The organism is Pseudosulfitobacter pseudonitzschiae, assembly GCF_900129395.1.
In the GTDB taxonomy this organism is placed as follows: domain Bacteria; phylum Pseudomonadota; class Alphaproteobacteria; order Rhodobacterales; family Rhodobacteraceae; genus Pseudosulfitobacter; species Pseudosulfitobacter pseudonitzschiae.
In genome coordinates, this window is record NZ_FQVP01000003.1 from 544,533 (window position 1) to 570,910 (window position 26,378).

24 protein-coding genes are annotated in these 26,378 nt (G+C 62.2%); 3 read left to right on the forward strand and 21 right to left on the reverse strand.

Annotated features, from left to right (window positions below; all coding sequences use genetic code 11):
* Positions 1 to 55: 55 nt before the first annotated feature.
* The 5 genes from BUC08_RS10845 to BUC08_RS10865 all read right to left on the reverse strand — a co-directional run bounded on the left by BUC08_RS10845 (position 56) and on the right by BUC08_RS10865 (position 4,189).
* Positions 56 to 424 carry a DUF2237 family protein gene (locus tag BUC08_RS10845; RefSeq protein ID WP_037923907.1) on the reverse strand — a complete coding sequence of 123 codons (369 nt, stop codon included), beginning with the start codon at positions 422 to 424 and terminating at the stop codon, positions 56 to 58.
* Positions 414 to 1,598 (reverse strand): serine hydrolase domain-containing protein, encoded by a 1,185-nt coding sequence (locus BUC08_RS10850; protein WP_037923905.1) that lies wholly within the window; start codon positions 1,596 to 1,598, stop codon positions 414 to 416. The genes BUC08_RS10845 and BUC08_RS10850 overlap by 11 nt, the downstream gene beginning before the upstream one ends.
* A 60-nt stretch (positions 1,599 to 1,658) precedes the next feature.
* Positions 1,659 to 2,699, reverse strand: a complete 1,041-nt coding sequence (locus BUC08_RS10855) for a DUF2332 domain-containing protein (protein WP_037923902.1) — start codon at positions 2,697 to 2,699, stop codon at positions 1,659 to 1,661.
* Positions 2,696 to 3,385: an aminoacyl-tRNA hydrolase gene (gene pth, locus BUC08_RS10860; protein ID WP_037923899.1), complete on the reverse strand. Its 690-nt coding sequence runs from the start codon at positions 3,383 to 3,385 to the stop codon at positions 2,696 to 2,698. Before pth ends, BUC08_RS10855 begins: the two co-directional genes overlap by 4 nt.
* Before the next feature lie 150 nt (positions 3,386 to 3,535).
* On the reverse strand, positions 3,536 to 4,189 hold the full coding sequence (locus BUC08_RS10865) for a 50S ribosomal protein L25/general stress protein Ctc (protein ID WP_037923896.1): 654 nt from the start codon (positions 4,187 to 4,189) through the stop codon (positions 3,536 to 3,538).
* Between the two features lie 161 nt (positions 4,190 to 4,350).
* On the opposite strand from BUC08_RS10865, the gene BUC08_RS10870 reads away from it, so the two are divergent.
* Entirely contained in the window at positions 4,351 to 5,505 is a 1,155-nt protein-coding gene (locus tag BUC08_RS10870) for an MFS transporter (protein ID WP_037923894.1), read from the forward strand.
* Here BUC08_RS10870 and BUC08_RS10875 read toward each other — a convergent pair.
* From BUC08_RS10875 to trpA, 3 genes are all read right to left on the reverse strand, one after another.
* The gene (locus tag BUC08_RS10875; RefSeq protein ID WP_037923892.1) at positions 5,489 to 6,109 is read right to left on the reverse strand and encodes a hypothetical protein; all 621 of its coding nucleotides are present in this window, start codon (positions 6,107 to 6,109) and stop codon (positions 5,489 to 5,491) included. The genes BUC08_RS10870 and BUC08_RS10875 overlap by 17 nt on opposite strands.
* An 18-nt stretch (positions 6,110 to 6,127) precedes the next feature.
* Positions 6,128 to 7,300: an alpha-hydroxy acid oxidase gene (locus tag BUC08_RS10880; RefSeq protein WP_037923891.1), complete on the reverse strand. Its 1,173-nt coding sequence runs from the start codon at positions 7,298 to 7,300 to the stop codon at positions 6,128 to 6,130.
* Positions 7,301 to 7,386: 86 nt separating this feature from the next.
* Positions 7,387 to 8,178, reverse strand: coding sequence for a tryptophan synthase subunit alpha (trpA, locus tag BUC08_RS10885; protein WP_037924607.1), 792 nt, complete (start codon positions 8,176 to 8,178; stop codon positions 7,387 to 7,389).
* Between the two features lie 198 nt (positions 8,179 to 8,376).
* Here trpA and ychF point away from each other — a divergent pair, with 198 nt between their 5' ends.
* Positions 8,377 to 9,474, forward strand: coding sequence for a redox-regulated ATPase YchF (ychF, locus tag BUC08_RS10890; RefSeq protein ID WP_037923888.1), 1,098 nt, complete (start codon positions 8,377 to 8,379; stop codon positions 9,472 to 9,474).
* Positions 9,475 to 9,508: 34 nt separating this feature from the next.
* On the opposite strand, the gene BUC08_RS10895 is transcribed toward ychF, so the two are convergent.
* The 6 genes from BUC08_RS10895 to BUC08_RS10920 all read right to left on the reverse strand — a co-directional run bounded on the left by BUC08_RS10895 (position 9,509) and on the right by BUC08_RS10920 (position 17,874).
* Positions 9,509 to 10,078: a PqiC family protein gene (locus tag BUC08_RS10895; protein WP_224769685.1), complete on the reverse strand. Its 570-nt coding sequence runs from the start codon at positions 10,076 to 10,078 to the stop codon at positions 9,509 to 9,511.
* 4 nt (positions 10,079 to 10,082) lie between these two features.
* Positions 10,083 to 12,182 (reverse strand): MlaD family protein, encoded by a 2,100-nt coding sequence (locus BUC08_RS10900; RefSeq protein WP_037923885.1) that lies wholly within the window; start codon positions 12,180 to 12,182, stop codon positions 10,083 to 10,085.
* A gap of 3 nt (positions 12,183 to 12,185) precedes the next feature.
* Complete coding sequence (locus BUC08_RS10905; protein WP_037923883.1) at positions 12,186 to 12,830, reverse strand: paraquat-inducible protein A; 645 nt, start codon at positions 12,828 to 12,830, stop codon at positions 12,186 to 12,188.
* A complete protein-coding gene (locus BUC08_RS10910; RefSeq protein WP_028958428.1) occupies positions 12,800 to 13,453 on the reverse strand; it encodes a paraquat-inducible protein A in 654 nt (217 codons plus the stop codon). The genes BUC08_RS10905 and BUC08_RS10910 overlap by 31 nt, the downstream gene beginning before the upstream one ends.
* Positions 13,454 to 13,612: 159 nt before the next feature.
* Positions 13,613 to 16,708 carry an efflux RND transporter permease subunit gene (locus BUC08_RS10915; protein WP_037923880.1) on the reverse strand — a complete coding sequence of 1,032 codons (3,096 nt, stop codon included), beginning with the start codon at positions 16,706 to 16,708 and terminating at the stop codon, positions 13,613 to 13,615.
* Positions 16,705 to 17,874: an efflux RND transporter periplasmic adaptor subunit gene (locus BUC08_RS10920; RefSeq protein WP_037923879.1), complete on the reverse strand. Its 1,170-nt coding sequence runs from the start codon at positions 17,872 to 17,874 to the stop codon at positions 16,705 to 16,707. Before BUC08_RS10920 ends, BUC08_RS10915 begins: the two co-directional genes overlap by 4 nt.
* Positions 17,875 to 18,233: 359 nt before the next feature.
* On the opposite strand from BUC08_RS10920, the gene BUC08_RS10925 reads away from it, so the two are divergent.
* Complete coding sequence (locus BUC08_RS10925; RefSeq protein WP_028958425.1) at positions 18,234 to 19,328, forward strand: TRAP transporter substrate-binding protein; 1,095 nt, start codon at positions 18,234 to 18,236, stop codon at positions 19,326 to 19,328.
* 73 nt (positions 19,329 to 19,401) lie between these two features.
* Here the strand turns inward: BUC08_RS10925 and BUC08_RS10930 are convergent, their stop codons facing one another.
* The 7 genes from BUC08_RS10930 to BUC08_RS10960 all read right to left on the reverse strand — a co-directional run bounded on the left by BUC08_RS10930 (position 19,402) and on the right by BUC08_RS10960 (position 26,378).
* A complete protein-coding gene (locus BUC08_RS10930; RefSeq protein ID WP_037923877.1) occupies positions 19,402 to 20,793 on the reverse strand; it encodes a TRAP transporter large permease in 1,392 nt (463 codons plus the stop codon).
* Entirely contained in the window at positions 20,793 to 21,371 is a 579-nt protein-coding gene (locus tag BUC08_RS10935; RefSeq protein ID WP_037923874.1) for a TRAP transporter small permease subunit, read from the reverse strand. Before BUC08_RS10935 ends, BUC08_RS10930 begins: the two co-directional genes overlap by 1 nt.
* Positions 21,372 to 21,493: 122 nt before the next feature.
* Positions 21,494 to 22,777, reverse strand: coding sequence for a TRAP transporter large permease (locus BUC08_RS10940; protein ID WP_037923872.1), 1,284 nt, complete (start codon positions 22,775 to 22,777; stop codon positions 21,494 to 21,496).
* Positions 22,770 to 23,291, reverse strand: a complete 522-nt coding sequence (locus BUC08_RS10945) for a TRAP transporter small permease (protein ID WP_037923870.1) — start codon at positions 23,289 to 23,291, stop codon at positions 22,770 to 22,772. Before BUC08_RS10945 ends, BUC08_RS10940 begins: the two co-directional genes overlap by 8 nt.
* Positions 23,292 to 23,366: 75 nt before the next feature.
* The gene (locus BUC08_RS10950) at positions 23,367 to 24,353 is read right to left on the reverse strand and encodes a TRAP transporter substrate-binding protein (RefSeq protein ID WP_037923867.1); all 987 of its coding nucleotides are present in this window, start codon (positions 24,351 to 24,353) and stop codon (positions 23,367 to 23,369) included.
* 145 nt (positions 24,354 to 24,498) lie between these two features.
* A complete protein-coding gene (locus BUC08_RS10955; RefSeq protein WP_037923864.1) occupies positions 24,499 to 25,149 on the reverse strand; it encodes a class I SAM-dependent methyltransferase in 651 nt (216 codons plus the stop codon).
* Positions 25,150 to 25,151: 2 nt separating this feature from the next.
* Positions 25,152 to 26,378, reverse strand: a complete 1,227-nt coding sequence (locus BUC08_RS10960; protein ID WP_037923862.1) for a BtaA family protein — start codon at positions 26,376 to 26,378, stop codon at positions 25,152 to 25,154.

The following is a 26,378-nucleotide window of genomic DNA, read 5'->3' on the forward strand; positions in this document are numbered from 1 at the left end:
GGCGCCGTGCGCCTCCCCCGGAGTTTATCGGGCAAGATGAAGCAGGGGCCTGCGCCTAGGAAGCGTGGGCCTTTAGCACGTCCAGCGGCACGATATCGAGGGCCCGCTGATGGGTGGAGGCGAGGGACACAGCAGGGGCACAGCCTTCGTCGTGCGCTTGCAGGAACCGCGCGGCGCACAGGCACCAGCGGTCTCCGGGTTTCAGCCCGTCAAAGCCGAACTCGGGACGCGGTGTGCTGAGATCGTTGCCGACGTATTTGGAATAGGCGAGGAATTCGGCTGTCATCACCGCGCATACTGTGTGGCTGCCGTGATCTTGGGCGCAGGTGTTGCAATGCCCGTCGCGGAAAAAGCCGGTCAGCGGGGCGGTGCTGCAAGGGGTCAGGGCTTGGCCCAATACGTTTACGGCGTCATCAGGTTCCATCTTTTGCCTCCGTGGCTTTGGTGATCCGGCGCAGCGTGTCGATGCTGGCATCGGTCACGCCGGGGTCGCGAAATTTGCGGTCGGCGGCGGTGACGACGATTACCACATGCGCGTCCTTGTCGATATAAAGATACTGGCCATAGACGCCGCGCCCCGTGACCTCTCGGCCCGGCACGGCGCCCACCGGCACCCACCATTGGTAACCATAGCCGATTTCGCCGGGCGATGTCTTGGCTGTGGGACGAATTGCGGTGTCGATCCAGTCTGCGGGCACGATCTGTTTGCCCTGCCACTTCCCGTCCTGCTCGATCATCTGGCCAAAGCGGGCATAGTCGCGCGTGCGCAGGTTCAGCCCGCCCAGCACAAAGGCGACACCGACGCCGTCGGTGACATAATAGGGCGTGGCCTCGACCCCCAGGGGGGCGATGATCTTCTCGGACAGCAGCGCAGGGATGTCGCGGCCTGTGGCTCCTCGGATCACCATGCCCAGAACGTGGGTGTCGATCGAGGTGTATTGCATCTGCGTGCCGGGGGCGGTGAAGGTCTCGGTCAGGCTGGCGGCAAAATCGTCCATCCTGCCGCCCAGGGCCAGCACGCGACCCATGCGGTTGATGTCGCTGTCGTAGTCTAGGTAATCCTCGTCAAAGGTCACGCCAGACGACATTTGCAGTACGTTGCGGATGGTCGCCCCGTCATAGGCACCCCCCTTCAGTTGTGGCGCGTACCGGGTAACGGGATCGTCCAGCGACGCGATCGCGCCTTCTTCAACGATGATGCCCATCAACGCGGACAGAAAGCTTTTGGCGACGGACCAGCTGATGCGCAGGTCGTCCTCGGTGGTGCCGAGGAAATAGTCCTCGTAGACGATCTGGCCGTCCTTCAGCACCAGCAGCGAGGTAACGGCGCGCTCCTTGATCCAGGCGTCGGTGCCTTCGGGCAGGGTCATGGGGGCGCCGTAGGGCAGGGGCGAAATCGGCCCGTCCCCGCGCGGGATTTCACGCGACAGGAATGCGTCGTTCATGTGGCTGAAGTTGCCGACGATCTTATCCTCGGAAAACAGGCTGTTCACTGCCATCAGGCGCATGATTTCTTCACGCTTCCAAAAGCCAATGACAGCGGCGGCCAGTATGGCCATCAACAGGATGCGAACGGCCCATTTCAACAAGCGGCGCAAGGTTTTTCCCCCAAATTACTTGCCCCCAGTCAATCACGTGACAGGGGGGCGGGGCAAATCCTATGTCGGTCCAGTCCAGTTGACCCAACGTCCATGAAAATCGGCACGTCCCAGCGTCAGGCGCAGATCACCCGGCCACAGGCGCAGGATCAGGGCGGCCCCTACTACGCCGGTCACGTCGCCTTCGGTTTCCATCGACAGCCATGCCAGCGGGCGGGTTCGCGTGGCCTTTGCGCCGGCTGCTTCGATCAGGGCAGTGCCACGGACCTGTGCGACGGCGGGGAAATACTGCCAAGCGACCGTGTGCTGGATCAGGTGCATCTGCCCTTCGGGCTGGGCGTTCAGGCGCTGTTCCAGCCAGTCGATAGCATCGCCGCGTGTCATCTCTGCGTCAAACACGGCGGCAGCGGCGCGGGTGCGGGCCAGACGTTCGGGCTGGTCGGCCCAAAGATAGGCAGTGAGGCGCAGCAGGTCATCCGCGTCGCGCGGGTTCAGCGGGTTCAGGTCCACGCCCGCGCGGCTCGCGATGCGCGGCACCGTGGCGGGGGGCAGCGGACCGGTCCAGTCCGGGGACAGTGTCAGGGCGGGATCGGCGGGACCAAGGGTCGTCCCCGCCACGCTCAGCGCAAAATGGTCCCACATCAGGTTCAGCCCGCCGGATGCGCCCAGCTCGCTGAGCATCACCGGCAGGTCAAACTGCGCGCAGGCGACCCGTGCCCCCGCGATCAGGGCAGCGGAACGGCGAACCTCGTTGGTTTGCGGCGGGCTGTCGATCCAGTCGAGCAGGAAGGCTTCGTGCGTGAACAATGCTTCCAGCACGGCATCGCGCAGCGGCGCATCATCGGGGGCGTGGGGCGGGTAGCAGGCGGCGAGCCGGGGGCTGCGCCCGGAGAGCACCAGCGCGTGCAATCCGCCCGCGACACGCAGGGGCAGGGAATGGCCCGACGGCCCGATGTCGCCGCTGAAGGTGTCCAGTTTCCGCGCCAGAGCACTGTCGGTAGGCCAGTCGGTCGCCAGAAGCGTCAGCAGGCGTTGCATAAAAGGCGAATCAAGCCGTGCGCAGGATTGCGCCTGGTTGCGGAAAGCTTCCGCAAGGCTCACTTGAAACGCTCCACCAGTCTTTGCAGGGCCGAGCGTGGCGCTTCGGGTTCCGGTTCGGCTGCGGGCTTCGGGGGCTCCGGCTTGACTTTCGGCCCCTTGTCGCCTGTGCCCGAGCGGGGCGGCGATACACGCAGCGCCACGGCGTTCATGAACTTGGCCGGATCGTCCTGCGCCAGATACTGCGCCCCGTCCGATACACCGCGCAGCACATCGTCCAGCCAGTCCTGATCGGCCTTGGCAAAGTCGTGCAGCACATAGCCCGCCACGCGGTCCTTGTGCCCCGGATGGCCGATGCCCAGCCGCACGCGTCCGTAGTCGGCCCCAAGATGAGCATGGATCGAGCGCAGACCGTTGTGCCCGGCATGTCCGCCACCCTGTTTGAAGCGCACCTTGCCGGGGGCAAGGTCCAGCTCGTCATGCAGCACGATCACGTCCTGCGGCTCAAGTTTGTAGAACTGGACAGCGGCATTCACCGACTGGCCCGAGTTGTTCATGAACGTCTCGGGTTTCAGCAGCACGACACGGTCGCTGCCAAAGCGGCCTTCGATCACCTGTCCCTGGAACTTGGATTTCCAGGGGCCAAAGCTGTGGTCATCCGCCATCCGGTCCAGACACATAAAGCCGATGTTGTGGCGGTGGCCTGCATATTTTGCGCCCGGATTGCCCAGACCGACGATCAGTTTCATCAATCGCTCCCTTGGATGTTGCGGCGCAGCATACGCGCAGGGGGCAGGCGGGTCCAGTCAACCTGTCGGGACAGGGCCAACATATGCCTTCCCCAAACGCAAAACGGGGCCCCGAAGGACCCCGTTTCAAATGACTGCGAAAGCCCAGACTTATTCGTCTGCGCCTGCTTCCATTTCGGTGGCGGGCACTTCGTCTGCGGCCACTTCTTCTTCGTCGTCCGACTGCGATGCCAGACCCGACGGAGCCGAGATTTGTGCGATGACAAAGTCACGGTCGATCGTGGGCTTTGCGCCTTCGGGCAGTTTCACCGAGGAAATGGTGACGCTGTCGCCGATTTCGACTTCGGAAACGTCGATGGTGACGTGATCGGGGATATCGCCCGCGGTCACGATCAGTTCCACTTCGGGACGGACCATTGTCAGAACGCCGCCGTGCTTCAGGCCGGGCGATGTTTCTTCGCCGACCACTTCAACCGGGATGAACAGGTTGATTTTTGTGGTGCGGCGCAGACGCATGAAATCGACGTGAGTCGGCAGGTCCTTGACCACGTGACGCTGAACGTCGCGGCAGATGACGCGCACGTCGTCATGACCTTCGACCTTCATGTTGAACAGGGTCGATTTGAAACGGCCCGCTTTCAGCATTTTCAGCAGTTTGTTGAACGGGATGTTGATGGGCAGCGGATCTGCGTCGCCACCAAAAACAATGCCCGGAACCATGCCATCACGGCGTGCCTGACGAGCGGCGCCCTTGCCTGTCCCCGTCCGTTCCAGAGCTTCGAGATCAGGAATCTCTCCAGCCATAGTAATTCTCCAATACATAAGGGCAGGGTGCCTCCAAGGCTGCCACCCCGCGTGAAGTCGCGCATATAGACCGGATCGGATGCCGTGAAAAGAGGGATTTTGCACAGGGTTCGTGCCATGGCCCCTTGTGCCGGTGCGCACCCCGTGGCACCGCACCGCCCATGAGCATTTTTAGCGACCTTTGGATCAGCCGCAAGCCGATGGCGGGCTTTCTGGTGATTGGCATCGCCTGGGCGTCGTATTTCGCGCAGATGCCTGTGATCAAGGCCGGTATCAACGCATCCGACGGCGCCTATGGCAGCGTGATCCTGTTGGCCGCGCTGGGGGCGGTGGCCGCGATGTGGCTCGCCCCCATGGCGGACCGGATCGCGGGGCCGTCGGCCTTGCCTGTCTTCGCGATTGCGGTGGCGTTGGGTTTCCTCTGGGCCGGTGCCGCGGGCAGTTTGCTGGGGTTGATGTTTGCACTGACGCTGGCGTCGGTCGGTTCGGGTGTTGTCGATGTGCTGGTCAACGCGCGTCTGTCCGAGAAAGAGGCGCAGCACGGACGTGACCTGATGAACCTCAACCACGGCGTTTATTCCTTCACCTATGCCGGTGCTGCGCTGATCGTTGGCTGGGCGCGCGAGGCGGGTTGGCCGCCGGTTGCGGTCTTTGGGGTCATGGCGGTGGTGATCGTGCTCTTGTGCCTGATGATGCTGGGGGATGATGCAGCGCCTGCGATCCCCGAAACGGGCGATGCACCCGCAGCCTTTCCGCATGTGCTGGTGTGGCTGATGGGGCTGCTGGTGCTGACCGGCTTTCTGACCGAAGCAGGCACCGAAGGCTGGTCGGCGCTGCATCTGGAACGCACGCTGGAGGGTGGTCCCGCGCAGGGCGCGCTGGGGCCTGCGATTCTGGGTTTGACCATGGGCATCGGGCGGTTGAGTGGTCATGCGCTGGCGCGGTTCCTGCCCGTGATGGTCCTGCTTGCCTGCGCCTGTTTATTGTCCGCCTTTGGCGTGATCCTGGCCGGGGCTGCCAGCACCCTGATGATGGCCTATTTCGGTTTTGCGTTGGGGGGATTGGGCATTTCCGTGGTGGTGCCGATGGTGATCGCGCTGGCGGGGCGTGTGGTCGAACCCGCCGCCCGCCTGACCGCGATCAGCCGCGTGTCGGTGCTGGGGTATGGCGCGTTCTTCATCGGGCCGCCGCTGATGGGACTGGTCAGCGAAGGGTGGGGGCTGCGCACGTCGTTCTATATGATCGGTGCGTTGCTGGTGCTGGCCGCCGCCGTGTTGATCCCGGTGATTGCCGCACAGGTCAGGCGGCGGGCGTGACCAGATGGCCGCCTGCGGCCTTGACCCGTTCGTACAGCGCAAATTCATCCGCCCGCACCTTGCGCAGTTTCGCCTCGACCGCTGCCGACAGCGGTGCCTCGGCAGGGGGCGAGACATTTTTCTGCTTCAACACAATTTCCTCGCGAAAGGCTTGAGTCAGAAAGGCGCGGAACACCGGTTGGCGTTCATAGGCGAACAGGTGGTTCACCAGCACCTCGCCCTTGCCCGAGGTGACAAAGTTGAACTGGCTTCCGATGCCCGCAAAGGCCGGCGGGTTGTCCGAGATCACTGCCAGCACGAATTCGTCAAAGCTGCAGCCGTTCGTGCTGGCCTTGGTGCCTTTTTGGCGCGGGCCGCTGCGATAGCGGTACCAACTGCGGATCTGCTCTATGGGGTCGCGCATGACCGCCATCGTTTCAACCGTCAGATCAAAAGTATCGGCCAGGAACGGCGCCACCTTGTTGTGAAACCGAGTCGCGGTCAGGTGTTTGCGCCGTTTGGACAGGATAATGTCTGCACGCGGACGCAGGGCCATCTCGAAGGCGGTCGTGCCGGTCTTTGGGACCGCAAGAAAGGCCAGGTTCTGATCGGAGAAAACCAACATAACCCCAGCCTTACCCTGTCAGTGACCGTCTTGCCAGCGGCCTGCAAAGTCTTCGGGTATCAGCAGGTTGTGCCGTCCCAGATTTGCAACATTTGTCTCGCCGCACAGGGCCATTGTCAGGTCCATCTCACGGTGAATGACCTCAAGCGCCTTGGTGACACCTTGTTGGCCCATCGCGCCCAGTCCGTAGATAAAGGCACGGCCGATGAACGTCCCTTTGGCCCCCATCGCCAGCGCCTTCAGCACGTCTTGACCCGACCGGATGCCACTGTCCAGATGCACCTCGACCTGATCACCCACGGCGTCCAGGATCGACGGCAGCGCGCGGATCGACGACAGTGCGCCGTCCAGCTGACGCCCGCCATGGTTGCTGACGACAATCGCGTCGGCTCCGACCTTCAGCGCCATCTTGGCGTCCTCGGCATCCAATATCCCCTTCAGGATCACCTTGCCGCCCCATTCTTCCTTGAGTTTGGCGACCTTGTTCCAGTCCAGCGTCGGATCAAACTGTTCTGCCGTCCAGGCGCTCAGTTGCGAGGTGTCGCTCAGACCTTGGACATGCCCCACGATATTGCCGAACTCGCGCCGCTTGGCCCCCAGCATTTCGAGACCCCATGCCCATTTGGTCGCAAGGTTGGCGATGGTCTTGGGCGTCAGTTTGGGTGGGGCGGACAGGCCGTTTTTCAGGTCCTTGTGGCGTTGCCCGAGAATCTGCAGGTCCAGCGTGATCACCAGCGCCGAACATTTCGCATCCTTGGCGCGCTGGATCAGGCGGCTGACATAATCGGTGTCGCGCATGGTATAAAGCTGAAACCAGAACGGTGCCGTTGTCGCCTCGGCCACATCTTCGATCGAGTTGATAGACATCGTGGACAGGGTGAAGGGCACGCCAAAGGCCTCAGCGGCTCGGGCGGCTTTGATCTCGCCATCGGCGTGTTGCATCCCCGTCATGCCGACCGGGGCAAGCGCCACGGGCATGGCAACGTCCTGCCCGATCATCTGGCTCTTGGTGCTGCGCCCCGACATGTCCACCGCCACGCGCTGACGCAGGCGGATGTCATCGAAATCGGAAGAGTTTTCACGAAAGGTCTGTTCGGTCCACGATCCGCTTTCGCAATAGTCATAGAACATGCGCGGCACACGCCGTTCGTAAATACGTTTGAGATCGGCGATTTCGGTAATGACAGGCATGATGCGGACTCCAAGGCGCGATATTGGTCAGTTTTTGTTACCGATATACGCGCTTTGGATCAATCCCGCATAAGTTTCTCATCACATCACGCGCTGTGGGCACCATCGGCCAACGATTTCACGAATGTCAGGATCTCGGCCACGCTGTCGCCCTTGGCGATCTTTGCCACGATGGCCGACCCCACAACCGCTCCGTCGGCCACAGACGCAATCGCGCGGCTTTTCTCGGGTGTGTTGATGCCAAAGCCTACGATAATCGGCAGATCGGTCTGCGATTTGATCCGCGCAACCTCGGGGCCGACATCTGTCGCTTCGGCCTCTGCCGAGCCGGTGATGCCGGTGATCGACACGTAATAGACAAAGCCCGAAGTGTTTTGCAGCACGCGGGGCAGGCGTTTGTCGTCGGTGGTGGGGGTCGCAAGACGGATAAAGTTCAACCCCGCCGCTTGCGCCGGAATGCACAGCTCGCTGTCTTCCTCGGGGGGCAGGTCAACCACGATCAGCCCGTCAATGCCGGCCGCTTTGGCGTCCACCAGGAACTTGTCCACGCCGCGCGAATAGATCGGGTTATAATAGCCCATCAGCACGATCGGCGTGGTGTCATCGGTTTCGCGGAACGCACGCGCCAGATCCAGCGTGCGCTGCAGGGTCATCCCACCCTCAAGGCTGCGCTGGCCTGCCAGCTGGATCGTCGGGCCGTCGGCCATCGGATCGGTAAAGGGCAGACCCAGCTCGATGATGTCCACACCCGCACCCGGCAATCCCTTGACGATCTCAAGCGAGGTGTCGAAATCGGGGTCACCCGCCATCACGTAGGAAACGAATGCCTTTTTGCCAGCGGCTTTGAGGTCGGCGAATTTTGCGTCGATGCGGGTCATGGGGCGGCCTTTTTCTGTGTCTGCACCGCAATGCCGAAACTGACGCAGGAAATCAATGCACCGCGGCAGGAACGGGGCAAATTGCGCCCATGTGGCGGTTCCGGGGCTGACATATCTGCCCTGCGCGCCCATTCACCGCCTTGCACGCAGCGAAGCCCGCCTTTAGAAGCAGCCTGTCGTGGATTTCGGAGAACGAACATGGGTTTCAAGATGGGTATCGTCGGGCTGCCGAACGTGGGCAAATCGACCCTGTTCAACGCGCTGACACGCACAGCCGCTGCACAGGCTGCGAACTTTCCGTTCTGTACAATTGAGCCCAACGTGGGCGAAGTGGCCGTGCCCGATGCACGTCTGGACAAGCTGGCAGAGATCGCACAGTCGAAATCCATCATTCCCACCCGAATGACCTTTGTCGATATCGCCGGTCTGGTCAAAGGCGCGTCCAAGGGCGAGGGGCTGGGCAACCAGTTTCTGGCCAACATCCGTGAGGTCGACGCCATCGCCCACGTGCTGCGCTGCTTTGAAGACGGCGACGTGACACATGTCGAGGGTCGTGTGGACCCGGTGGCCGATGCTGAGACCATCGAAACCGAACTGATGCTGGCCGATATCGAAAGCATCGAGAAACGCTTGCAAAACATCGTGCGCAAGGTGCGTGGCGGTGACAAGGAAGCGGTGCAACAGGAGCGCCTGATGCGCGCGGCTTTGGCCGTATTGGAAGAGGGCAAACCGGCCCGTGTTGTCGAGGTCGATGATGATGACCTGCGCGCGTGGAAAATGCTGCAACTGCTGACCACCAAGCCGGTTCTGTATGTGTGTAACGTCGGTGAATCCGAAGCGGCCGAAGGCAACGCCCTGTCCGCCCGCGTCGGCGAAATGGCCGCCGCCGAAGGCAACATGCACGTCATCATCTCGGCCCAGATCGAAGAAGAGATCAGCCAGCTTGAGCCGGAAGAGGCGCAGATGTTCCTGGACGAAATGGGGCTGAGCGAAGCGGGCCTCGACCGGCTGATCCGCGCAGGCTACGAGCTGCTGCACCTTGAAACCTATTTCACCGTCGGCCCGAAAGAAGCCCGCGCCTGGACCATTCGCCAGGGCACATCCGCGCCCAAGGCGGCCGGCGTGATCCACGGGGATTTCGAAAAAGGCTTCATTCGCGCCGAAACCATCGCCTATGACGATTTCGTCGGCCTTGGCGGTGAGCAGCCTGCGAAAGAGGCAGGCAAGATGCGCGCAGAAGGCAAGAGCTACGTCGTCAAGGATGGCGATGTGCTGCACTTCCTGTTCAACACCTGAGTTTGATTACGGGGGGAAACCTTCCCCCCGCAGACTACAGCCCCTTGCGCGCGATGGTTTCGGCCAGCCGACCCACAGCCCGCCCACGTGCGGCGGCAATGGCGGTGGGCGAACCGGTGTCCCCGACAATCGGCTCTTCGATTGCGAATGACCCCGCGCTGGCACGGCCCCCCGCTTCGGGCGCGATGAAATACTGGCCGGACAGGCGGAACACCCCTTCGGCCGTGGCCAGCAACTCCTCGATCCGCACATCGACCTTGGCCGCGGCATAGGCGCGGAACGGCCAGGGTTCGGGGGCCACGGTCACGCCCGTGATGGCCCCCAGATCGCGCGAGAGCTGCAGGGTGATCGAGCGCGCGGGCAGGTCAGCCCACAGCGTGCCCATGGGCGAGATGGTGCCGTCTGCCGCGCGCATATAGATGTCTTCGGCAGCGGCATAGCTGGGCAGGGTCACCTCGGACACTTCAAGGCTGGAAAAGCTGGACCGCAGCCGCGTCTCGGGTGCGGTGACGGGGGATGCGACACGGACTTCGGGGGACCCGCAGGCGGCAATCAGCGTCACAAGGCCAAGGGCAGCCATGCTGCCGGTATTGATCATTTTCATAAGGTCACCGTCCCAGGATAAGCGAGTTTGGATTGCGTTCGATGGCCCGCGCCAGCCGTTCGATGGCCGAGGCCGCTGCCTCGATCTGGCGCAGTGCGGCACTGGTTTCGCGCGAGAATGCAGATTCGCGCCCATAGTTGTTCAGCGTGGCCGCCGCCTGATTGGCGACGTTGCGCAGCTGTGTGGCGATGCCGGGCAGCAGCTTGGTGGCCTCTTCGACCGCCGATGCCGCATCACGCGCCGAGGCAAGCGTGGCGTTGGCATTGTCAACCAAACCGCCGTCGCGCAGCTCTTCCAGCGTCAGGGTCAATTGCGCCAGCGCCTCGTTCAGCTCTTGCGGCAGCGCGCGGGTCGACGGCTGGTCGATGAGCGCATTTGCCGCAGCCAGCAGTTCGGTTGTGCGGTCCGCCAGTGTTTTCAGCGACACCTCGGCCGCGTCGTCCAGAATGGCGCTGGCCTGGTCCACGATACCCGGCAGGCCGTCGGCGGCGGTTTTCACGCTGTCGATGGCGCTGATCAACTGGTCGACCACGCCCTTGCGTTCGATTTCGGTCACGATTGTATTCAGCTTGCCCGAGATCTGTTCGAGGTCTTTCAGGACGACCGAAACCTGACCGGGAATCGCCTGCACGTCGTCGCTTTCGACCACGCCACGCACGCCAGACAGGATGCCGCGCAGCTCTTCGGGGGCCTCTTGCAAGGCTTGCGAGCCGACAAGGGCCGTGGCGTTGTCCAGAAAGGCGATGGCGGATTGCATGACTTCCTCGATGGGCAGGTCGTTCACCCGCTGCAACACACCCTGCGCCGAGGTTGCGACATCGGTGATCTCGGCATCGGTGGTGGGCATGATCGGGTAAGGTTCAGCCGTGCGTATCAGTTCCGCCTCGGGGGCGTCCGGCACGTCGATCAGCCGGATTTTCAGCGCTCCGGTCAGCAGCGACGCGTTGGTCAATTGCCCGCGCATCCCCGCCGCGACTCGCCGCGAGAGGAAATCAAGCAGATCCTCGTCGCCCGCCTCGTCCCCCAGCCCGACCCGGCTGGGGTTGATCCGCATGGTTGTCATCAGCCGCACATTGTCGTCGCCGAACCGGTCGGCATCGACCAGCCCCGTCAGCGAGGCCACTTCACCCACGCGCAACCCGCCCAGCTCCACCGGCGCACCGGCGCTCAGCCCGGACAGGTTTTGGTCAAAGATCATGGTCAGTGTCGCGCTGTTGCTTTCGCCATCCCCTTCGACCAGGAAATCGTTGCGCGCGGATTCTTCGTCCGCGAACAGTTCGAACACCTGGTCCTGTTCCAGCGGCGCACCGCCCGATCCCATTGTATCAAAGGTAATCCCGCCCGAGATCAGCGAGGCAAAGCTGTCAAAGTTGATCTGCGCGCCCGCAGCGCCCAGCGAGAAGGAAAAGCCCGAGACATCCCAGAACCGTGTGCCGGTGGTCACCAAGGTGGTGTAAGGCGCATAGATCACGGCCTTGGCCGCGACCCCTGTGCCGTCTTCGTTGATCTCGGCCGAAGCGACCTGACCCACCTGCAATCCCTTGTACAGAATGGGCGTATTGGCCGTTGGCAGGCTTTCCGGCGAGCGCAGGGTGAACTGGATACCCTCGCGGTCCGCGCTGAGCAGCGGGGCTGTGGAAAGGCCTGCGAATTCTGTCTGAAAACCTCCGGCGGTGCCGTCCCATGTCCCCTGAATGTAGACGCCCGACAAAACGGTATCCAGACCGGTGACCCCTTGGGCCGACACCTCGGGGCGTACGACCCAGAACTGCGACTCGTTGTCGATGAACTCGGCCAGATTCTTGGACACCCGCACGCCGACGCGCACCTGTGTTAGGTCATCGGTAAAGCCAACGGTTTCCACCAGGCCCACGCGGATGTCGCGAAAGCGCAGCTCGGTTTCTCCGGCCTTGACCCCTGCGGCGTTCTCAAAGGTGATCTCGATCAGCGGACCCTGCTGGTTGAAATTGTTCCACGCCGCCCCCAGCGCGACGAAAAGCGCCAGAATGGGGATCAGCCAGATGAACGAAATCCCTTCCCAGAACCGGGGCTTGCCTTCTTCTACGGGGACGGGATCGGGGGTCGGCGTACTGTGGTCGGACATGATTCAAGAGGTCTTTCGGGGTTGTTGACGCCGCACGGCATCCCAGATCAGCCGGGGATCAAAGGCCTGAGCGGATAACATGGTGCAAATGACGGACAAAGCAAAGGTCATGGCCGCTGGTCCCGGCTGGATCGAGGCCACGACAGACAACTGCACAAGCGATGACAGGATTGCCACGACAAAGACGTCGATCATGGACCAGCGGCCGATGAATTCGACGATCTCGAACATATGGGTGCGGGTGCGGGGGGGCACGGTCGATCCGCGCCGGGCACTGATGGCCAGAAAGGCAATTGCCAGAAACTTGCCCACGGGGATCAGCACACTTGCAATCAGGATGATCGCCGCCACACCAAAGCTGCCATGATGGGCCAGCTCGACCGCGCCACCGATGATTGTGTTTTCGGTATGCGACACCAGCGTGTTGGTTTTCAGCATCGGATAGAGGTTGGCCGGGATATAGGCAATGACGCCTGCAATCCACCACGCCCAGACCTTTTGCAGGCTTTTGGTGTCACGCGATTCCAGATGACTGCCACAGCGCCCGCAGCGCGCCTGACCCATCGGCCAGACCCGCGCACAGCGGCGGCAGGCCACCAGGCCCGCATCGCGCGCCGTCAGTCGTTTTCCAGCTCGAGTGATTTCCATACAGACCATGTACACAAGAAATTATCGTTAATCAGAACCAGGATGACCAGGGCGGAGAACATCCAGAATGCGGGGCCAAATCCGATATGGGCCAGATCCTGCACCTTGACCAGTGCCACGGCGCACCCGATGGCAAAGACTTCGGCCATGGCCCAGGGTTTCAGCTCTTGCGACAGGCGAAAGGCACGGCGCGCGTGGGGCAGGGCGGGGCGGTCGCGCACGACAGGGATCAGCACATAGAGGATCAGCACGGTGCGCAGCAGCGGCACGAATATGATCGCCGCCGCCACGAGGAATGACAGGAACACCATATACCCGGATCGAAAGCTGGACGCCGCGTCCAGGATTGACGTCGAATTGCCGATGCCACCGGCGTTGATGTCCAGAAACGGAAAGAACAGCGCCGCCACCACCAGGATCATCACCGTCAGCGTCAGTGCGATCATCTTCTTGCCTGCCTTCGTGCGCGGCGCGATCAGCACCGTGTGGCAATGACTGCACACCGCGCGCCCGCCCTTCGCGGGCATCTGTGCCAGATACAACGCATCACAATGGGGGCAGGCGATCAGGTCTTCGATCGCCGCCTCCTCGGGCGTGGTCCGGGCAAGTGTTTCGGTCGTCATGGCCGGGTCAGGCACTCCAAATTCTGCGGTCAAAGCAATGGTGCAGGTGTTTGCGCGCGCCAGAGTTTTGACCTGTCAGGGAATATAGCCCGTTTCATATACCCTGACAGGGTTTGCGGCGTCATCCTTTGGAAAATCACGCAGATTTTTTGCCTGCGGTCAAATTCCCTGCGCCGCCTCCAGTTCCGATTGCAGCCGGGCCTCTTCATGTGCCTTGGGCGTGGCAAAGCGGGCCAGCAGCAGATAGGCCACCGGTGTGAGGTACAGCGTCGACAGCGTCGCCATCCCCAGCCCGCCGACAATGACCCAGCCCAGAGCCTCGCGCGCCTCGGCGCCTGCGCCTGCGGACAGGATCAGCGGAATGCCCCCCACCACGGTCGAGGTCATGGTCATCATCACGGGCCGCAACCGGATGGTCGAGGCATTCAGGATCGCGTCGTGCACGCTGTCGCCCTTGTCGCGCAGCTGATTGGCAAATTCGACGATCAGAATCCCGTTCTTGGCCATGATCCCGATCAGCATCACCAATCCGATCTGGCTGTAGACGTTCAGGCTTTGCCCCGTCAGCAACAGCGCAAAGACCGCACAGGCCAGCCCAAGCGGCACCGTCGCCATCACGACCACTGCCGAAATAAAGCTTTCGAATTGCGCGGCCAGCACCAGGAACACCACGAGGATGGCAAAGCCGAAGGTGAGGAAGATGCCAGAATTGGTCTGGTCCAGCGTCGCCGCTTCGGCCAGCGGCACGATGCGGTTGCTTTCGGCCAGAACCTCGTCGCCAATGGCGCGCACCTCGGCCAGCGCATCGCCCAGCGACAGATCGGGCGTCAACCCCGCCGTCAGCTCGACCGAACGGTTCTGCCCCTCGCGGTCCAATTCGGGGGCAACCGCGCGTTCTTCCAGCGTTACAAAACTGGCCAGCGGCACCATCAGGTCATTGCCCGACTGGACAAAGATGTTCTCAAGGTCGCGCGGATCGTTCACCGGTGTTGAGGTCGATAGCATCTTCACGTCAAAGCTTTTGTCGTCGATGAACACTGATCCAACGGTGCGCCCGTCCAACATGGCCTGCAACGCCTGACCCAGCCCGGTGATATCAATCCCCAGGTCGGCGGCCAGTGCACGGTCGATCTGGACGAACAACTGCGGTTGCGTGCGTTCGTATTCCAGCCGGACCTGCCCCATGTCAGGGTTCTGGCTCAACTGTGCGACCATGTCCTCGGCGACCTTGCTCAGCTGGTCATAGCTGTCTCCGGTGATCGCAAAGGCCAGCCCGCGCCCCGCGCCGCGAATGCCCAGCGAATTGGGTTGGATCGCAAAGGCCCGTACCCCGATGATCCCGCCCAGCTTGCCGTTGATCTCGCTCACAATGTCCTGCTGGCTGCGGGTGCGGTCCTCCCATTTGGCCAGTGTGAACACCATGAACCCCCGGTTGTCCGCGCCAAAGCCGGTGATCGAAAACACATTGGTGATCTCGCCGGCCTCTTGCATCGGGGCGACGATGTTTTCGATCTCGCGCATCTTGCTGCGGGTGTAATCCAGTGACACGCCTTGCGGCGCGGTGACGCTCAGCAAGGCGACGGCACGGTCCTCGGCAGGGGTCAGTTCCTGCCGGATGCTGCCCGCCATCATCGCGGCGGTGGCGGCAACAATTGCCGCGATCAGCACGATCACGAACGGCATCGCCAGCGCACCGCGCAGGCTGGTCTCGTAGAGCTGCATCAAACGGTTGCCCAGCCAGATCATCGGTCCGCGCGCGTTCTGGTCGGGAGCTTTCGTCAACATGCGGCTGGCCAGCACCGGACACAGGCTCAGCGCCACGACCGATGACAACAGCACCGCCATTGCCAGTGTAAAGCCGAATTCGCGGAACAGCCCGCCCGCCTGTCCGGGCAGGAACGACAGCGGTACGAACACCGCAGCAAGGGTCGCGGTGGTGGTCACGACGGCAAAGAACACCTGTGACGTGCCGTTTACGGCAGCGGCCCGTGGTCCCATGCCGGCCACCCGCTGGCGCACGATGTTTTCCAGCACAACGATGGCGTCATCCACCACCATCCCCGTGGCCAGCACCAGCGCCAGCAAGGTCAGGATGTTGACGGAAAACCCGACCATGTAGATCGCAGCCAACGTGCCGATCAGCGCCACAGGCAACGTCAGTGCCGGTATCAGCGTCGCACGAAGGTCGCGCAGGAAAAGAAAGATCACCGCAATCACGATGGCCACAGCCCAGCCCAGCGTTTTCAACACCTCCTCGATCGACCCCTGGATAAAGATCGCATCGTCCGAGGTGACCGCGATCGTGACATCCTCGGGCAGGGTCTGGTTCAACTCCGTCACCACGGCGCGCACGCCGGCCGAAATCTCCAGCGTGTTCGAGGTCGCCTGACGGATCACACCGATGCCCAGACCCTGCTGCCCGTTGGCCCGCAGCACGGTTTCCCCCGGCGCAGGCCCAAGGGTGACGGTGGCGACATCGCCGACCTTGACGTCACGCTTGATCTCAAGCGCCTCGAAGGCAGCGGTGGTGGCGACCGTGGCCGTGGTGCGCACGTTGATCGACTGGCGATCCCCCGCCAGATCGCCCGCAGGCGTGTCAAAGGCAAGGTTGGACAGCGCGCGCTGCATGTCGCCCAGCGTCAGGCCGCGGCTGGCCAGCTTCAGCTGGTCGATGTCCACGCGAAAGATCGGCTCGCGGTCGCCGTAGATTTGCAGATCGGCCACGCCATCGATGGAAATCAGCCGGTCTTCGATCCGGTCCTGCACGATGGTGGTTAGTTCTTGTGGCGACCGGCCTGCCGAGGTGACGGCGATGCGCATCACCGGCTGCGCGTTGGCGTCGGCCTTGACGATCTCGGGCTGGTCAGCGGTTTCGGGCAGCTGGTTGACGATCCGCGCCACCGCATCACGCACGTCGGTCGCGGCCACGTCGATGTCGACGCTGTCGTTGAATTCCAGCGTCACCCGCGACCGGCCAAAGCGCGAGTTGGACGAGATCGACCGCACACCGGACACCCGTCCCACCGCGCCCTCGATCCGCCCTGTCAGCTCTTGGTCCACCGTTTCAGGCGAGGCCCCGTCAAACCGCGTGGTGACGGTGACAACGGGCCGGTCCACGTTGGGCAGTTCACGAATTTCCGCACCGAACAATCCCGCGACACCGGCCAGCACGATCAGCGCGTTCAGCACAAAGGCCAGGATTGGCCTGCGCACGAACAGCGCCGTGCCCGAGGATGAGGTCGCTTGCGCGCTCACAGTGTGCCACCGCGTGTGGTTTCCTCATCCGCAAGTGCCGATGCCGCGTCGGTACGTGGGCTGACCTCGGTGCCATTGCGCAAGGATTGCACGCCTTCGGTCACCACTTCATCGTCAGCAGCCAGACCGTCGGCCCGCACCAACACAGCATCGCTGTTGCGCTGCACGATCTCGACGCTGGCCTGGGCGACCTTGCCTTCACGCACCACCCAGACAAAGGGGCCCTCGCTGGACCACTGCACTGCCAGCGGCGCAATCGACAGCAGGGTTTCACCAGGAAAGGACAGGTTGACCGAAAACGCCATGCCCGCGCGCAGCAGGTCCGCATCATTGGGCACGCTACCCTGGACCAGAAGCGTGCGGCTGGCGCGATCCACAACGCTGTCGATCACGCTGATTTCGCCCTCAAGCTCCGTTCCGGGCTGGCCCAGCGGTGTGGCAATAATCGGTTGGCCCACGGCAATCTGACCCACGACACGTTCCGGCACGCGAAAGTCGATCAGGATGTCGGACCGGTCGGTGATCGTCACCAGCACATCCTGCGCATTCACGCGGTCGCCTTCTTCCAGATCGATGATCCCCACCCATCCGCTGATCGGCGCGGTGATCTGGCGCTGGGACAGATCGAACTTGGCTTGCCGCACGGCCAGTTCGGCGCTGCGCAGGGCCAACTGGCTTTCGCGCAGGCGCACTTCGGTCACCGCGCCCGAGGTTTCCAGCTGCGTGATGCGCTTTGCCTCGGTGTTGGCGTTTTCATATTCGATCTCTGCCTGTTCCAGCGCGATCTTTTCCGCTTCGTCCTGCAGATGGGCGATGATCGTGCCGGCCTGCACATAGTTGCCCGAGGCAATGGTCAGTTCGGTGATCGTGCCCACGGCGCTGGACCGCACCGTGACCGAACGCCGCGCGCGCCCGTCGCCAATGGCCGTGATCCGGTCGGCGCGGGCCTGTTCGGCCACACGGGCGGTCACGACCGGCACCGCACCACCACTTTGCCCACGGCCCTGGGCTGCGGCCTCTTGCGGGGCAGGAGGTGTCATGCCCAGCAGGTCATACACCCCCATCCGCGCAAGAAAGGGCTGCGCGGCGGGCACAAAGGCAATCCACACATATACCCCCACAGCGAGGACAATCAGCATCAGAACAATCTGGCGAAGCGCTTTCATCAACGGGGGCTTTCGTCTGGTTGTGGGCGAATGATACCATGAAATGTCTGCACACAAATAGCACGTCAAATCGCTCTGTCCCGCCCCCTGCGCCCCAAGGTCGCGGCCAGATGCTGCCATCAGCGCACCGTGCCCCATTTCCGGCCGGAAGCTGCAGCGCGCAGTCTGGCATAGATGCTTGATACCACACCTAAAATTTTGCACGGGGCGTTGTGTTACAGTGCACGCAAAAAGTGATGTATCACTTTGCGTTCAACGCATGGACATTCCCCAAGAGCAGTGTTTAACAAGTCGCAGAAGCCCTTTTGACACCACAGATCAGACAGGCTTGGCGACATTTCAATTCGGGAGGAAACATCGTGGATCGTCGTTCTTTTATTCGTACAGCAGGTGTAATGGGGGCAGGTGCCGCGGCATCGACGCTGGCCGCACCGGCCGTTGCCCAGGGCAACATCACATGGCGCATGGTGACAACATGGCCAAAGAACTTTCCCGGTCTGGGCGTCGGCGCACAGCGCCTTGCTGACCGCATCACCGCAGCATCCGGCGGCCGTCTGACTGTTCAGGTCTTTTCGGCAGGCGAGCTTGTGCCGCCGCTGCAATCGCTGGACGCTGTCATCGACGGCACCGCCGAGATGAGCCATGGCGCTGCCTACTACTGGCAGAACAAATCGCCCGCTCTGTCGTTCTTCACCGGTGTGCCCTATGGCATGACCACACCCGAACTGACGGCATGGGTGCGCTTCCTGGGCGGTCAGGAAATCTGGGACGAAATCTATGACCAGTTCGGCGTTCAGGGCTTCTTGTCCGGCAACACCGGCACGCAGGCCGGCGGCTGGTTCCGCAACGAACTGAACAGCGTCGAGGACGTCAAGGGCATCCGTTTCCGCACCCCCGGTCTGGGTGGTCGTGTCTGGGAAAAACTGGGCGCAACCGTCACCAACATGGCCGCGGGCGAAATCTTCCAGGCGCTGCAATCGGGCACGCTGGACGCGGCTGAATTTGTTGGCCCCTACAACGATCTGGCGCTGGGTTTCTATCAGGTCGCCAAGAACTACTACATGCCGTCCTTCGTCGAGCCGGGCCTTGCGACCGAACTGGTCGTGGACAAGAAGAAATACCAGGAGCTGCCCGACGACCTGCAAGCGATCATCCGTGATGTGAGCCAGGCGGAATACGATCAGGTTGCGTCGGACTTTGTCGCCAACGACCCGCGCGCGCTGAAAACGCTGGTCGACGATCACGGTGTGATCGTACGTGCCTTCCCCGACGACATCATGGAAGCGGGTGCCAAGGCGTCTGTCGAAGTGATCGAGGAGCTGCGCAACAGCGACGACCCGCTGGTGAAAAAGACCACGGAAAGCTTCATCGAGGCGCTGAACCTGGTGCGCGTCCGCACCGAGACCATCGACTCGCCGCTGGTTGCAGCACGTCAGAAGTACCTGAAGTACTGATCCGAAGCGATCCGCAGACACGAAAAGGCCCGGTGGAAACACCGGGCCTTTTTGCATTTCGGGGGTGCGCATCCTAGCTGGCGATCAACCGCGGCAGCCAGGTGACCAGTTCCGGGAACACGAACAGGATCGCAATCGCTACGATCTGCAGCAGCACGAAGGGCAGGATGCCCTTGTAGATCGCGCTGGTCGGCAGCTCGGCCGGGGCCACGCCGCGCAGATAGAACAGCGCAAAGCCGAAGGGCGGGGTCAGGAACGAGGTTTGCAGGTTCACACCCACCATCACACCCAGCCAAACGGGATCGACATCCAGCGCCAGCAATACGGGCGCGGTGATCGGGATTACGATGAAGATGATTTCGAACGTGTCAAGGATGAAGCCCAGGAAGAACATGATCACCATCACAACGGCCACCGCTGCCAGCTTGCCGCCGGGCAGGTTGCTCAGGAATTCGTGCACCAGGTTGTCACCGCCCATCATGCGGAAGACCACCGAAAACACCGAGGCCCCCAGCAGGATGACAAAGACCATGCTGGTGATCGTCGCGGTCGAAATCGCGGTCTCACGCAGCACGCCAAAGGACAACCGCCAGCGTGTCGCCGCCAGGATCATCGCCCCCACGGCCCCCACCGAGGCCGCTTCGGTCGGGGTTGCAATCCCGCCCAGGATCGAGCCGAGAACGGCAAGGATCAGCAACAGCGGCGGGACCAGCGCGACAAAGACCTCGCGCAGCAGGTCCTTCTTTTCTTCAGCAGGAACCGGGGTCGCAGGGCAGGACTCGGGGTCGGTCACGGCCTTGAACAGCACAAACAGCAGGTACAGCACGATCAGCAGGATGCCCGGCAGCAGCGCACCGGCAAACAGGTCTCCCACGGACACGGGCGTGGGGGCAAAGTTGCCCTTGGCCATCTGCACCTGGCTGTTGATACCTGACAGCATGTCCCCCATGAAAATCAGCACGGTCGACGGCGGCACGATCTGTCCCAGCGTTCCGCTGGCGCAGATCACACCCGTGGCCAGCTTGGGGTCATAGCCCGCCCGCAACATCGCAGGCAGCGAGATCAGACCCATGGTGACCACGGTCGCACCCACAACCCCGGTCGAGGCCGCCAGCATCGCACCCACCAGCACCACAGAAAAGCCAAGCCCGCCGCGCATGTTGCCAAAGAGCTTGCCCATGGTCAGCAGCAACTGTTCGGCGATCTGACTGCGTTCCAGCATCACCCCCATGAAGATGAACAAGGGCACGGCAACCAGCACTTCGTTGGTCATGAACCCGATGTAACGGTTCGGCAGCGAGCCGAAGTTCGACGGATCGAACACACCAAAGGCCAGCCCGAGGCTGCCGAACAAAAGCGACGTCCCCGCCAGCGTGAATGCCACTGGAAAACCCAGCAGCAAAAAGCCGATAACGCCAAAAAACATCAAAGCGGCGAGCAGTTCGCCAATCAGGACGGGGTCCATTACACGGCTCCTTCGGGGTGGTCTGCCGCGATGCGGTCTGCACTGTATTGGATCGACGCGGGCACCAGATGCACATTGCCGGTCAGGATCAGGATCGAGCGGATGATCATCGCCACACCCTGCAACGCGATCAGCACCGCAAAGGCGATGATGAAGGATTTCAGGATAAAGAGCCCCGGCATCCCGCCGACGTTCGCCGACGCTTCATGATAGTTCCAGGCCCGTTGCACGAAGGGCATGGAATAGGTGTAGACGATCCACATGAACGGCATCAGGAACAGGACAACGCCGATCAGATCGGTGATCGCCCGTGTCTTCATCTTGGCGGGGCGATAGAAAATATCCACCCGTACATGATCATCGCGCAACAGCGCGAAACCGGCCACGGCCGTGAACATCGCACCGTTCAGCCAGATATACAGATCCTGCATCCACACATAGCTGGTGGCGAACAGATACCGCTGTACAACGACTGTGAAACACACAACCACGATGCCCAGCGACAGCCAGGCGAATGTCTTGCCTACCACCTGGTTAATGGCGCAAATCAGCGCCGCTATCATTCCCAGAAAACGCATCTTCCCTCCCCCTTAACGTGAACAAACCCTTGGTGCAGTCAATCAAAGTGATGCAACCGAATGTCAAGATGTGGAACGACCGGCCACCTGCACACAGCGGCCATAATCAATCACTTATCCGTTCAGAAACCGCTGATCCGCGGCAACCACGTGCTCAGGACCGGCACAAAGGTCAGCAGCATGAGCACGATAAAATTCGCCAGAAAGAAGGGCGGCATTTCGCGGATCAACGTGGCAGGCCGCAGATTGGCGGCGGATGACACCACAAAGATCAGACTGCCCACCGGTGGCGTTGTCAGCCCCAGTGTCAGGTTCACGATCACCACGATGGCAAAGTGATCGGGCGCAATCCCCAGCGCGTGGCTGATCGGGGCCAGAATGGGCACCAGGATCATCACCCCCGGCAAGGGGTCCATGAACAGGCCAAACAGCAGCATCAACACGTTGACGGCCAGCAGGAACAGAATGGGCGACAGGTTCCACGAAATGATCGTCTCGGCCAGGAACTGCGGCACGCCCTCGATCACCAGCACCCAGGCAAAGGCCCGCGCCGCGCCTAGGATCAGCAGCACGGCGGCGCTGATCAAGGCGGCGCGCAGGATGATCGCGGGCAGGTCGCGCAGGCGCAGGGCGCGGTAAATGAACATCCCGCAGAACAGCGCATAGAACACCGCGATCACCGACGCCTCGGTCGGAGTGAAAATGCCACCGCGAATGCCGCCGACGATCAACACGATCAGCCCCAGCGCGGGCAGCGCCATCGCCGTGGTGCGTAACATCTCGGCCTTGGATGGGCGCGGTTCGGTGCTGCGGTAATCGCGTTTCCAGCTGACGTATCCGTTCGTCGCAAGGTTGCCCAAGGCCAGCAACAAACCCGGAACAACGCCTGCCATGAACAGCGATCCCACCGACACTTCCTGATCTTGCAGGGCGTAGATGATCATCACGATCGACGGCGGAATGATCGGTCCGACGACGGCGCTGGAAATGGTCAGCGCACCGGCATAGGGGCGGTCGTACCCGCCCTTTTCCATCATGCGGATCATCATTGCACCGGGTCCCGCCGCATCGGCCAAAGCCGAGCCGGAGATGCCCGCAAACATGGTCGAGGAGATGACGTTGGCATAGCCCAGCCCGCCGCGCAAATGCCCCACGAACTGCGAGGCAAAGCGCAACAGCGTATGCGTGATCGCCCCGCCGGTCATGATCTCGGCGGCCAGAATAAAGAACGGCACCGCCAGCAGCGGAAAACTGTCCAGCCCCGAAAACATCTCTTTCACCACGACAATCTCGGGGTAAGAGCTGCCAAAAGCGATGGCCAGAAACACCGATATCGCCATGGCAAAGGCCACCGGCAGGCCAAGGATCATCAGCCCAAAGAGGGATATAAACAGGATTTCAGCCATTGGCAGCTCCGGGGGCGGCATCGGACACGCCTTGATCTTGCTTGTACAGCCCGGCTTGAATGAACGGCTTGGCGATCAATAACAGATGGACAATCAACAGGCTGAACCCGACGGGCATCGCCGCATAGACATATTGAAATGACAGCCGCAGGGCAGGGGTTTGTTGAAAGCGCGCGCGCTGCATGTATTGCCAGCCGACATAGACCATGAAGGCGAAGAAGATCAGCAAAACCAGAACAATGACCGCACGCAGCCATTGCTGCGACCGGGTGCCGATGAAATCGTGCAGGTTGGTGATGGCCACGTGTCCGCCCATCCTCAACGCCAGCCCCGCCCCCAGAAAAGTCATCCAGATCATCAGGTACCGCGCGGCCTCGTCTGCCCAGGGCAGCGAATGGTTCGTGGTATAACGCAGGGCGACATTGGCCCCCACGATCAGCGTCATCGACGCCAGCAGCCCGATCACCGCCAGTTCGTTCAGCGACACGAAAATTCGTTCGATCCTGCGCGTCATGCTTTGTGTTCTCCGCGAATGAAAAAGCGGCCGAAAGCTTGTCCGCTTCGGCCGCTCCTGGTGCCTGTGTACAGGTTACTCTGTCGCCGAAATGCGGTCGATCAGGTCCTTGCCATAGGTCTCGTAGTAGCCCTCATAAGCACTTTCGACCGACGCGCGGAACGCGGCCTTTTGCTCTTCGGATAGCTCGTTGACTTCCATGCCGCGCTCTTGCAGCGTCTCGACGCCGCTGGTTTCCACATCGTCGACATAGGCGCGCATGGCCACAACCGCTTCGGTTGCACCTTCTTCAAAGGCGGCCTTGTCTTCGTCCGACAGTGTGTCCCAGAACGGTTTCGACACCAGCAACATGGCGGGCGAATAGACGTGGCCCGACAGCGTCAGGTATTTCTGCACTTCGTTCAGCTTGGCCGAAACGATTACCGACAGCGGGTTTTCCTGACCGTCGATGGTGCCCTGTTGCAGCGCGCCGATCACTTCGGGCCATGCCATCGGTGTGGGGGCCGCGCCCAGCGCGTTGAACGCTGACAGGTGAACGGGGTTTTCCATCGTCCGCAGCTTCATGCCCGCCAGATCTTCGGGCGTTTCAATCGGGTTGCGGTTGTTGGTGATGTGGCGGAACCCTTGCTCGCCCCAAGCGATGGCCACCAGACCGGCATCGTCGAACTCGGCCAGGATTTCCTGACCGATCGGCCCGTCCAGAACGTGGCGCGCGTGCTCAAGGCTGCGGAACAGGAACGGGATGTCGGTCACGCCGGTGGCGGGAACAAAGTTGCTGAGCGTGCCGGTGGACACGATGGTCGCCTCGACAGTGCCCAGTTGCAGCCCCTCGACCACCTCACGCTCGCCGCCCAGACCGGAGGAAGGGAAATGGCGGAACTTGAACTTGCCTTCAGTCTTGGCCTCGACGACCTCTTGCCACTTGTCCGCGGCGACGCCGTAATGCGAATCCGGCGCCAGCGCATAGCCCAGCTTCACTTCGGTTTCGGCGGCGACTGCGCCCGCTGCGAGCGTTGCGACGACGGCAAACGCGGCGGTTTGGCGAATTTTGTTGAAAAACATCTTTTCCCTCCTCCAAGGTCACTTGAGTTTGCCAGATTGCTATCCCGCGCCCTGACCATTGGCAATGGCAGACGCGGCGTTTTCAATGCAGCTAAGACGCTGCGCTGCAGCGAAAAATTCAGGGGCGAGAGGCCGCGTCGCCGACCTATGTCGCCTGCGCGGAACGCATCAGCACGCCGTAGCGGGCATAGTCACGGTACAAGGGTTGAAAGCGCAGCTTCAGGTTGTGCGACGCGGCAATCTCTTGCATCTGTGCGTGCAGATCAACACGCGGCGTCACATGAAACCGCGCCAGCCAGGCCTGCAACAGGCGGCGAAAGCTGCGGGGCAGGCGGGTCTGGTTGCCAAAGTCCAGCACATGCAATTCTCCGCCCGGTGCCAGTTGCGCCGCCGCCATGCGCAAGGCTGCTTGCCAGTCGGGGATCATCGACAGACTGTAGGACAACACCACACGGTCAAAACCCTGCCCGCCAAACAGCGCCGCGCCGTCAAAATCGCAGGCATCCCCGCGCACCAACGTCGCACGATCCCCCAGCTTGGCCTGCGCGCTCAACAGCATCTGCGACGATATATCCAGCCCGAAGAGCGCGCAGCCGGGATAACGGTCGGCAATACAAGCCAGATTGCGCCCGGTGCCGCAGCCGATTTCCAACACCCGCCCCCCCGGTGGCGGTGCCAGATCGGTCACCAGCCGGTCACGGCCCAGCAGGTAATAGCGCCGTGTGATGTCATAGATCAGCCGCTGGTAACGATAGGTGCTGTCCATCAGCTCGGCATGAGACACCGTGTCGGCCATCGTCATTCGCCTTTTAGTTGGTACAGGTGAAACCCGCCGTAGATCGCCGACCGGTCGCGGGCGAAACAGGCTTGCGAGGTCTCGCGCTGGTATTGCCACTGGTCCAGCAACTCGGGCGCCACCCGTCCGGGCAGGATGTCCTCGGCACCGCCCGTGCGGAAAATCACCCGCGCACCGGGCCGCGCAGTGCGGGTGATCTGTTGCCACAGCGCGTTCAATTGCACGTTGTTCATCCAGTCCTGCGCATCCAGCAGTACAAAGGCATCCAGCGACGCGGCGTCCCGCTCGGCCAGCAGGTCGGTCATCGACCGGTTCAGAAAGGCAACATTCCCCGCGCCTTCCACCACCGTGTCAAAGTGCGCTGGCTCAAGATAGGGCGGCACCGAACGCGGCACGCCGGGTTCATAGCTGCGGCCAAAGGCTTGCCATGCAAAGTAATTGTCGCGGATCGGGAAGTCGCAGGCCAGCTTGCGCACGCGTTCCTTGAGCACCACCAGAACGTCGCCATCCCCGTCGGCGGCCAGCTTGTCATATTGCGCGGGCGGAATGCCCAGACCGAACAACGACGCGCGCCGCCGCGCCAGCCACCGCACGGTGCGCGCGTCCAGCAGCGGGGCGATGCGGGTGTCGTGGAACTCTTTCTGTGCCTTCAGGCTGGGCGCTTCCAGCAGCGGACGGTAATCCAGACCTGCCAGCCACGACAGGCCATGCACCAGCCGCAGAAACCGGCCCAGAACCCCGAACCTGTAAAAGCCGCGTGCAAACATCGTGATCCGGCGACGGCCCATCACGCGGCCCTCCCAAAAGGCGCGGGTGTCTGCGTCCAGCACCCGCGCCAGCTTTCGGTCATAAAGCGCCACGTTGGCAGAACTGTCGCCCCGCCCGAAGAACTCAAAGAACTGCGCCTGTGTCAGATGTGTGGCCGCCGCCACCTTGAGCCGCCCCAGCGCCACATGTGCAGGCGACAGATCCACCGCCGTCACCGAACCCGGCTGCGCGGTCAGGTAGGACATCGCGTTGCACCCGCCCGAGGCGATGCAGAACAGGTCCTGCCCCGGTTGCAACGCCAGCGCCTGCATGTCCACGACCGGGTCTTCCCATATCTGCGGATAGACCAGCCCCTGGAACAGACGCGAAAAGATACGTTCCAGAAATCCGGTGCTGTTCAGCGCCTCGTTCTGGTGGACAGCAGCGCCAAGCTGTTCGGCAATGTTGGGGGTGTCGGTCAT

Excerpts from the sequence above, each read along its gene's own strand:
- BUC08_RS10845 (WP_037923907.1), bottom strand. The coding sequence starts at position 424 with ATGGAACCTGATGACGCCGTAAACGTATTGGGCCAAGCCCTGACCCCT.
- pth (WP_037923899.1), bottom strand. The coding sequence starts at position 3,385 with ATGAAACTGATCGTCGGTCTGGGCAATCCGGGCGCAAAATATGCAGGC.
- BUC08_RS10865 (WP_037923896.1), bottom strand. The coding sequence starts at position 4,189 with ATGGCTGGAGAGATTCCTGATCTCGAAGCTCTGGAACGGACGGGGACA.
- BUC08_RS10870 (WP_037923894.1), top strand. The coding sequence starts at position 4,351 with ATGAGCATTTTTAGCGACCTTTGGATCAGCCGCAAGCCGATGGCGGGC.
- BUC08_RS10875 (WP_037923892.1), bottom strand. The coding sequence starts at position 6,109 with ATGTTGGTTTTCTCCGATCAGAACCTGGCCTTTCTTGCGGTCCCAAAG.
- BUC08_RS10880 (WP_037923891.1), bottom strand. The coding sequence starts at position 7,300 with ATGCCTGTCATTACCGAAATCGCCGATCTCAAACGTATTTACGAACGG.
- trpA (WP_037924607.1), bottom strand. The coding sequence starts at position 8,178 with ATGACCCGCATCGACGCAAAATTCGCCGACCTCAAAGCCGCTGGCAAA.
- ychF (WP_037923888.1), top strand. The coding sequence starts at position 8,377 with ATGGGTTTCAAGATGGGTATCGTCGGGCTGCCGAACGTGGGCAAATCG.
- BUC08_RS10895 (WP_224769685.1), bottom strand. The coding sequence starts at position 10,078 with ATGAAAATGATCAATACCGGCAGCATGGCTGCCCTTGGCCTTGTGACG.
- BUC08_RS10900 (WP_037923885.1), bottom strand. The coding sequence starts at position 12,182 with ATGTCCGACCACAGTACGCCGACCCCCGATCCCGTCCCCGTAGAAGAA.
- BUC08_RS10905 (WP_037923883.1), bottom strand. The coding sequence starts at position 12,830 with ATGGAAATCACTCGAGCTGGAAAACGACTGACGGCGCGCGATGCGGGC.
- BUC08_RS10910 (WP_028958428.1), bottom strand. The coding sequence starts at position 13,453 with ATGACGACCGAAACACTTGCCCGGACCACGCCCGAGGAGGCGGCGATC.
- BUC08_RS10920 (WP_037923879.1), bottom strand. The coding sequence starts at position 17,874 with ATGAAAGCGCTTCGCCAGATTGTTCTGATGCTGATTGTCCTCGCTGTG.
- BUC08_RS10930 (WP_037923877.1), bottom strand. The coding sequence starts at position 20,793 with ATGGACCCCGTCCTGATTGGCGAACTGCTCGCCGCTTTGATGTTTTTT.
- BUC08_RS10935 (WP_037923874.1), bottom strand. The coding sequence starts at position 21,371 with ATGCGTTTTCTGGGAATGATAGCGGCGCTGATTTGCGCCATTAACCAG.
- BUC08_RS10940 (WP_037923872.1), bottom strand. The coding sequence starts at position 22,777 with ATGGCTGAAATCCTGTTTATATCCCTCTTTGGGCTGATGATCCTTGGC.
- BUC08_RS10945 (WP_037923870.1), bottom strand. The coding sequence starts at position 23,291 with ATGACGCGCAGGATCGAACGAATTTTCGTGTCGCTGAACGAACTGGCG.
- BUC08_RS10950 (WP_037923867.1), bottom strand. The coding sequence starts at position 24,353 with ATGTTTTTCAACAAAATTCGCCAAACCGCCGCGTTTGCCGTCGTCGCA.
- BUC08_RS10955 (WP_037923864.1), bottom strand. The coding sequence starts at position 25,149 with ATGGCCGACACGGTGTCTCATGCCGAGCTGATGGACAGCACCTATCGT.
- BUC08_RS10960 (WP_037923862.1), bottom strand. The coding sequence starts at position 26,378 with ATGACCGACACCCCCAACATTGCCGAACAGCTTGGCGCTGCTGTCCAC.